Genomic DNA, 8875 nt, shown 5'->3' on the forward strand with positions numbered 1-8875 from the left:
ATCTTCCTTATTAAATCCTACAAGAAAGTCATGTAATTCTACAACGGATTCTATACGGTTCACTTCATCAACAAAGCACTCCCATGCAGTTATTGTGTCAAATTTTTTATATTCTTCAAAAAAATTTTTTTTCAAAGTGGTAATGAGGAGTCCATGTGAGGCATCGGATATTAATACTCCTAATTGATAAATCATATCTTCAATATCTTCTACTGTAAATTGTTTTTCAGTCATTCTATCACCTCAAATTCTTTAATATAATAACTATGCACTTTTTTCTCTCTATTATTCCATTCTTCTACTTTTTTGTAAGCAGTTCTCCTATTAACATATCCAGTTCTTAATCTTGGTTCAACACCATTATGCAATTCATAAATTAAATAAACTATCAATTATCATCACTCACTTTATTATATGCTTTTATAAGTAGGATACAATATAATATAAGAACAAGATTCAGTACAAAACTTGAACCTAAAAACAGACCATATAAGAAATCAGTCATTTTTTCACCTGGTTTGGTCTATGAATTTGTTCCAATTGTTGATAATGTCCTTGCAATCTATGATAAATCTTTTATTAGTCATTAAAATCCTCCATTACTTTTACCAGCTCTATGATTGATATCACCAAAAATACCAGTTGGCAATCCTATTTTACTACCTATTTCACAGATAAGATCATGCTCTTTACTGTCTCTCTCATATTTTTGAGCATATTCTTGAAAAACACTTAATCTGTGTAAATGGCATCTTTTATTTGATTCATATTCGTTTTTTCCCATTTCAAAGTACTTTTCTTTTTCTTCAACTATTTTATTGACAAGCTCTAGAAATTCTCTATCTACTAATCCATAATATTTGATGTCTGTTTCAGTATCTAATATTTCTTGAGTAGAAAGAATTTCATGAAACCTTCCTTCAACTGGAGGAATGTCAAGTATTCCAATAATGTCATCAAGAGGGACTGTTTTTCGTTTATCATTCATTCAATAGCTCCTTTTCCAGTATAGGTATCAAAATCACCTAAATCTTTTTATGAATATGATTTTAACCTTTAAAAACCTCTAAATCTTCTTCATATGCTTCATAACTCGGAATAAATGAAAACCAAGATAAAGCAACTCCAATATCTTTCTGCATCTGATTTATAGCCATCTATTATCATCCCTATGTCATCACAATAATCTTTTATTTTTTGTAGCAATTTTTTTGTGCTTTCCAATTTGAATTTCAAACAATCATTTTCTATTTTTAACTTAGATATGATAGAATCTATGGTTTTAACTGATTTCAGCAATTTATTTTCTTCATACAATTTATTTATGAGATCACATAATTCTTCCCAAGTCAATTGTTTGCCATTGTCCTATATGCCATATGTTTCAATGATGAATCTTTCATTGGCTATTTTCATTCCTCAATAGCTTTATTTTACTTAATTAAACTGTAATTAATATTATCATATTAAATTAGAAATGATATATAGTTTTTGTTTAAAATTAAAGCAATTTTACGGAGTGAAAGAAATATTACAATATCAGACAATGATTTTAATGTTTTCAACGGTTTCAAAAGATTTAATAATAACTACAAAACAAATTTTTCATTAGAGTTTCAGTGCTGAAAAAGAGTAAGTATCGGAACTTTTTTATAAGTTTTATACGAATTATTCGTGTTCTTATTGGTTTATCATAATCATAACATTTCACTCTAATATAATCTTATTCCACCAATTCATCAATTAAGAAGCTAATGCACTATTTTCTCAATCCCTTTTTATAATTTTAAAATTATTCATTAAATTTTGAATATTATGATTTTTTCGTTCCTTAGGATTTTTAAATCTTTCAATAAATAATAAATATTGATAAAAAAATAATTTATTGTATAAGATTATTTGGAGAGGTTTTATGGGTATTAATTTGTCATTAGCGAAGGGCATTGAAGAAAAAGATATGTTGGTTTGTGAAAATGAGGTTGAAGATTATTTCAAAAACCAAATTTTGAAAATAGATGATGAAACATTCATCACTCCTGATTTAAATGGAGATGAATTGCAAGGTTCAGTTCATAGGATAGGTTCATTCATTGATTCTAATCATGTAAATAAATTCTGCAATGAGTTAAATATTGAATCAGAAAATTTATTTTTAGCTATTTCAAGTTTTGTACTGTCTAAATTTGTTTATAATAAGAACTTACTTTTTGCAAATAGTGGAATTATTGATAATCAATCATTTGAAGAATATCCTTTAATATTAAATCTGGATACGGATTTAAACGTCAAATCTTTTTTATCACAGATTAATGGGGTATGGCTAAATTCGATTGTACATCATGATTCATTGTTGCAAATTGTTGATGACTTTGGCTTCAATCCTAAATTTTTGTATCAGTTCAACTGCGATAATCTCTCCAAAGAAGATAAATATGCCCTAATATTAAATGTTGCAGAAAATGAAAATGATTTTGAATTAATCTGCAAGTTTAATGATGCTTTATATTCACCAGAATTAATCAATACCTTTTTAAATGGTATTTTAATAGTTTTAAATAAGATAATCAAATTATCCGATGATGAATTGGAGAATACTTTTCTAAAAGACGTTTCCATACTTAATCGGGATGTTCCTGATGTTGATGATTTGGAATTTGTTGAAATTGACGAGTTGCTGATTCATAAGATTTTTGAAAAACAGGTGGAATTGCAGGGAGATAATGTTATTTTAACTGCCTCTGATGGCAATTTTACTTACAATGAATTAAATGAACGGGCCAATCGTATTGCGAATGCCCTAATTAGAAAAGGTGTCGGAATTGAAGATAAAATCATGATAATTCTAAAACGTGACAGCAGCGTCTTTTCTTCAATTTTTGGTATTTTAAAAACAGGGGCATGCTTTATTCCAATTGATTCCGACTATCCGGATGACAGAATAGAGCATGTTTTAAAAGACAGTGGCTCAAAATTCATAATTGTTGACGATATTGTGGATATTAAAAATATTGACTTATCTGCCCATTCAGATAAGCTGTTACATATTGATGAATTGCTCGAAGAGGAAGATGTTTCCAATCCGGATGTCGACGTTTCTCCTGAGAATCTGGTCTATCTGATTTATACTTCAGGCTCCACTGGACTTCCAAAGGGAGTAATGATTGAACACAGGAATCTTGCAAATTATGTATATCCCGACCCAAAAAACATTTATACTTATGAACTGGTCAATAATCTGGAAAAGGAGAAGTATAAAGTTTTATCCACAACTACCGTTGCCTTTGACGTTTTTCAGCAGGAAATAATGGGATCACTTTTAAATGGCATTCCAGTAGTATTTGCTGACGACAGCGAATACAAAGACCCTATTGAAATGAAGAATTTAATTCAAAGGACTGGAGCAAATGTTTATGTGGTCACACCTTCACGTTTACTTCAATATCTGGAAATTGAATCCATGCAGGAGACTATGTATGGTTTTAAAGCATATCTGATTGGTGGTGAATCATTCCCTCCTAGATTATATGACCTGCTTTCCAAAAATTCCAATGGAAAAATATATAATCTGTATGGTCCGACCGAAGCCACAGTTTATTGTAATTCCAGCTTGCTTAAAAGCAATAAGATCACCATTGGAAAAACAATGCTGAATGTTTATGAAGAGGTCATGGATGAGGATTCCAATCCTCTGCCTCCAAATGTAATTGGAGAATTGTATATTGCCGGGAAAGGTGTTTGCAGGGAATACTATAACCGTCCAGACAAAAATGCTGACGCTTTTGTAGAAAAAAATGGAATCAGGTTCTACAAGTCTGGAGACTTTGCAAAGGTCACGGAAGAAGGGGAATACTATGTATTTGGAAGAATGGATAACCAAATCAAGCTCCGTGGATTAAGAATAGAAATAGGTGAAGTTGAATCTGTTATAAAGGAATTTGAAGGCATCAAATCTCTTGCAGTTGTTCTTAAGAATATTGACGGTAATGATCATTTATGCGCATACTTTACTGTTTATGATGAGTTTAAAAATGACGAACAGGATTATTCCATTGATATTAATGCATTGAAAGAATATCTGAACGAAAAATTAACTTATTATATGGTTCCTACAGTTTATATGGAGCTGGATGAGATTCCACAAACTGCAAATGGTAAAACTGATGTTAAGAATTTGCCAGAACCTAAATTGGTGTTTGAAAATGTTTTGCCGGTCAATGATACCGAAGAGAAATTGTTAGAAATGGTATCGGAATATGTTAATGCCGATGGTTTTGGTGTTACTGATGATTTATATTCACTTGGATTTACCTCATTGTCATTGATGAAGTTCAATGTAGACATTTTTGAATCATTCAATATTAATTTGGATATTCTTGAATTGTTAGATAATCCTACAATACGCAATATTGCCGGTCAAATTGATAATGCCGAATCCGATGAGGATTTAAATGAATTGATTGAATATTCAACTGATATAACATTTTATCCATTGATGGTTAATCAATTGGGTGTCTACTATGAATGCGCTCAGAATCCTGATGAAGCGCAATACAATCTTCCGGCAATCGTAAGGTTTGATAAGTCAATTGATGCATTGAAATTAAGAGAATCCATTATCAAAACTATTGATGCCTATCCTTATCTCAAAACTAGAATTGTCAATCATGAAGGCCAACTGATGCACAAACGTGATGATTCAATGCCTATTGATGAAATTCCTATTGTGGAAGTGAAAGATATTTCTGATGAGGAAATAGAAAAAGAAAATGTCAAGAGGTTTGAATTATTAAATAATCAGCTATTTAGAGCCAAAATCTATAAGACAACTGATGAAACAGTGCTATTCTTTGATATCCATCATATAATATCTGATGGTGAATCATTGGATGCATTATTCAATAACTTTGCCAATGCATACAATGGTGAGGAAATTGAAGGGGAAGTCTATGACGGATATATCTGTTCTCTGATTGAAAAAGAAGGCAAGGACAGTGAAGAATATGTTGCCAGTGAGAAATATTTCCATGAGCAACTGTCAAAAGAAGTGGAATCAACTGTTCTGACTCCTGACTTGAACAATGATGAGGATATTGGCAGATTGGAGTCCCTTTCTGAAAATATAGATTCACAATTCATAAAAGAGTTCTGCGCCGAAAAAAGAATTTCACCAAACATATTGTTCATGGCAAGCACAATATTGGCATTAAATAAATACACATTCAGTGACAAAACGTTATTGACAACCATATTCAACGGCAGATTGAATTCTAATTATTATAATACTCAGGCATTTCTAGTTAAAACATTCCCGATAGTTTCCATCAATGAAGACAGAAACATTTCAGTCAGGCAATTATTCACACAAATTGATGACATCTGGAAGGATGGAATCAAGCACAGCAATTATCCTTATATCAATATTGCTGATGAGTTTGATTTGAAGCCTGAATTCATGTATACATACAACAATCTCGAAAAGGAAAAAGTCAAATTCGGCAATGATGTGTACAGTATAAAAAATTTGAATTCCCTTGAAACCGATTATAAAATAACTTTTGATGTTAATGAAACTGGAGACAGTATGGAACTGGTTGTTTTATACAATAATGCTTTGTACAGTGAAAAATATATTAAAACATTCCTGAATAGTGTTTTATCCATCTTAAACCAATTTGTCGATAGTGATATCGAACAATTGAAGATTAATGAAATAGAATTGAACAAATTTGATGAATTGCCTGATTTCACTCCAGTTGAAAATCCGGTTTTACATAAACGCTTTGAAAAACAGGCGGTCGAAAAGGCAAATGACGTGGCATTGGTTGCAAGTGACGCTACCTTAACTTACGCTGAGTTAAATGAGAAAAGTAATAAGATTGCCAATGCGTTAATCAAAAAGGGTGTTAAGCCAAAAAGCAATATTCTTATAATGCTTGGAAGGGATAGTCGCCTTATTGCTTCTATATTGGGTGTTTTAAAAGCGGGATGTGCTTTTGTTCCTATTGACCCTGAATACCCTCAAGAAAGGATTAAATATATTTATGAAAACAGTCAGGCGGATTATATTATATGCAATGAAACTTCCCAGCTTTCATTGGATGTTGATGAACTTCTTGAAGAAGGGGATTGTGATAATCCGAATATTCGCGTTATTGGTGATGATTTGGCTTATATGATTTACACTTCAGGATCAACAGGCAATCCTAAGGGAGTAATGATTAGCCATGAAAACATTTGCAATCAGGTTTCAAATCCTAAATCCACTTATGATAGCTTGCTTTGTATTACAACAATTTCTTTTGACGTGTCTACGGATGATATTCTTACTTCACTATCCAATGGTTTGAAATTGATATTTGCAGATGATGTTGAAATTAAGAATATTCCTGAATTGACTCAATTAATCAATGAAAACAAACCTGAAGTTGCTGACTTTACTCCATCAAGATTGGCTTCATACCTGGAAGCTAAAGAGTTCTGTGAAGCTATTCGCTGCTTGAAATGCGTTTTCTTAGGTGGGGAGAAATTTTCAACTAAAGTCTATGAGGATTTAAGGCAATACAGTGATGCTGTTGTTTACAACAGTTACGGTCCGACCGAAACGACTATCACATCAAACAACAAGGAAGTCACAGATGTCAATGACATAACTGTAGGCCTTCCGCATGACAATTATATAACTGATGTTCGTGATATCGACGGCAAGCTATTGCCTTTGGGTGTAATGGGTGAATTGTACATTGGAGGTATTGGTGTTGGAAAAGGATACTACAACATGCCTGAAAAAACCGAAGAAGTATTTTTAACCATAAACGGCATTCCTTATTATAGAAGCGGAGATTATGCTATCAAACTTCCAAATGGTGAAATTGACATTAAGGGAAGGATAGATAATCAAATTAAATTAAGAGGATTAAGAATCGAAATAGGTGAAATCGAAACTAGCATAAGCAAATATCCAAATATCAAACAAGTTGTGGTAGTGATTAAAGAGATTAATAACAATGACCATTTATGTGCTTATTATACTGCTGATGAGACAATTGATAATGATGATTTGAAGGAATTTTTAAAGGATCGCCTTACTCGCTATATGATTCCAACTGTGTTTATGCAATTGGATGAGATGCCGCAGACACCGAACGGCAAAGTTGATGTTAAGAATTTGCCTGAGCCTATGTTAATAACTGAATATGTGTTGCCTAAAAATAATGTTCAAAGAAAGCTGTATGAGATATGCAGTGAAATTTTGAATTTCAAAGATTTTGGTGTTACTGATAATCTGTTTAGTTTAGGCTTTTCATCATTGTCCCTAATGAAACTTTCACACGAGATATATTCTAGTTTTAACACCTCACTATCTTTTAAAACATTGATGGATGCAGAAAATATTTGTGATTTGGAAAATCTTCTCATCAATACCAGTGAAGTTGTAAAGGTCAATTATGAAAAACAGGATTATTATCCGTTAAGCCATAATCAGTTAAACGTATACATAGAATCAGTCAAAAATCCGGATAAGTTAATTTATAACATGCCTTTCGTTATAGAATTGGGTAAAAATATCGATCCTGAAAGATTAAAGGAATCTTTGATAAAAGTATTTGATTATCACAGCTATCTAAAAAGCATCATCACACAAAAAGATGGAAAAGTATGCATTAAACGTCAGGATGATGCAAAAGTCAATGTGGAAATATTAAATAAGGAATGCAGTGTTAAAGTTCGAGAAAATTTTGCAAAACCATTTGATTTATTTGATTCTCCACTTTACAGGGCGAAAATATTTTATTATAACAATCAAACTACATTACTTTTGGATATTCATCATATCATTTTTGATGGATTGTCATTGAATGTATTAATTGAAAACCTGATTAATGCATATCATGATAAGGATCTGTTAACGGAGGGCTATACCGGATTTGAATATATTCTTGAAGATTATGGACAGGAGGGGTCAGATTCCTACATTAAATCCGAAGAATTCTTCAATTCCAAAATTTCTGAGATTGACATTAGTACTGATATCACACCGAATATCACTAAACCTATTGAAACTGCAAAATTGGGTGAATGTTATAATTCAATAAGCAAGGATTCGATTGATGAATTCTGTAAGGAATATGATATCACTCCAAATAATTTATTTTTATCTGCAACTCTTTTGACATTGAGTAAATATACATATACAAAAGACATGCTAATTGCAACTATTTCCAGTGGCAGATTGAATCCAAATTATGAAAATACTATTGCAATGGTTGTAAAAACACTACCATTCATTCATAAAATCGATACAAGTCAAAGTGTTGGTGAATATTTCGATTCGGTTCAAAATACATTAACTGAAACAATCAATCATGAAAATTATCCATATACTAAATTATTTGAAAAGTATAATATCAATCCGAATATCTACTATGCCTATCAGGTGGGTGTGGATATTGAATACCAGATGGTTAATGATGGCGGCAAAGTCAATTCCTTAAAGGTTGAAGACCTTTCACTTGATTTGCCAAAATTCAATTTAAGCGTTTACATTGAAGAGGACATGGACAATTATCTGGTATTTTTAAGGTATAATGATGCACTTTATTCTCAGGAGTTCATTGAGGATTTAACTGATAATATTGGATTGATGATTAATAAGCTGCAGGAAAATTTCACTAAACCTGTTGATGAGATTTCATTATTGTCAGGTGAAAAGGAAGTGGAATTAAGAGAAATTCACAATGATTTTGAAGCGATTGAGATTGACGCAAATCTTAAGGAACTGTTCGAAGATTCAGTTTCAAATCTCTCTGAAGAGATTGCTCTTATTGATCATGACCAAACATTGTCTTACAATCAATTGAATAGCCTATCAAATAGG

General features: G+C 31.7%; 3 protein-coding genes. 1 reads left to right on the top strand and 2 read right to left on the bottom strand.

Features of this window, described 5'->3' with window-relative positions; all coding sequences use genetic code 11:
• Window positions 1–234, bottom strand: a 234-nt coding sequence (locus tag QZ143_RS08280) for a hypothetical protein (RefSeq protein WP_292883069.1), incomplete at its 3' end; no start/stop codon positions are given.
• Between the two features lie 352 nt (window positions 235–586).
• Window positions 587–988 carry a hypothetical protein gene (locus QZ143_RS08285; RefSeq protein ID WP_292883071.1) on the bottom strand — a complete coding sequence of 134 codons (402 nt, stop codon included), beginning with the start codon at window positions 986–988 and terminating at the stop codon, window positions 587–589.
• Between the two features lie 924 nt (window positions 989–1912).
• On the opposite strand from QZ143_RS08285, the gene QZ143_RS08290 reads away from it, so the two are divergent.
• On the top strand, window positions 1913–8875 hold a 6963-nt coding region (locus tag QZ143_RS08290), incomplete at its 3' end, for a non-ribosomal peptide synthetase (protein WP_292883074.1).

The sequence above is a fragment of the Methanobrevibacter sp. UBA188 genome (assembly GCF_905234905.1).
Taxonomy (GTDB): Archaea; Methanobacteriota; Methanobacteria; order Methanobacteriales; family Methanobacteriaceae; genus Methanocatella.

Bases quoted from the DNA above. Each gene is read 5' to 3' on its own strand.
- QZ143_RS08285 (WP_292883071.1), bottom strand. From the start codon at position 988: ATGAATGATAAACGAAAAACAGTCCCTCTTGATGACATTATTGGAATA.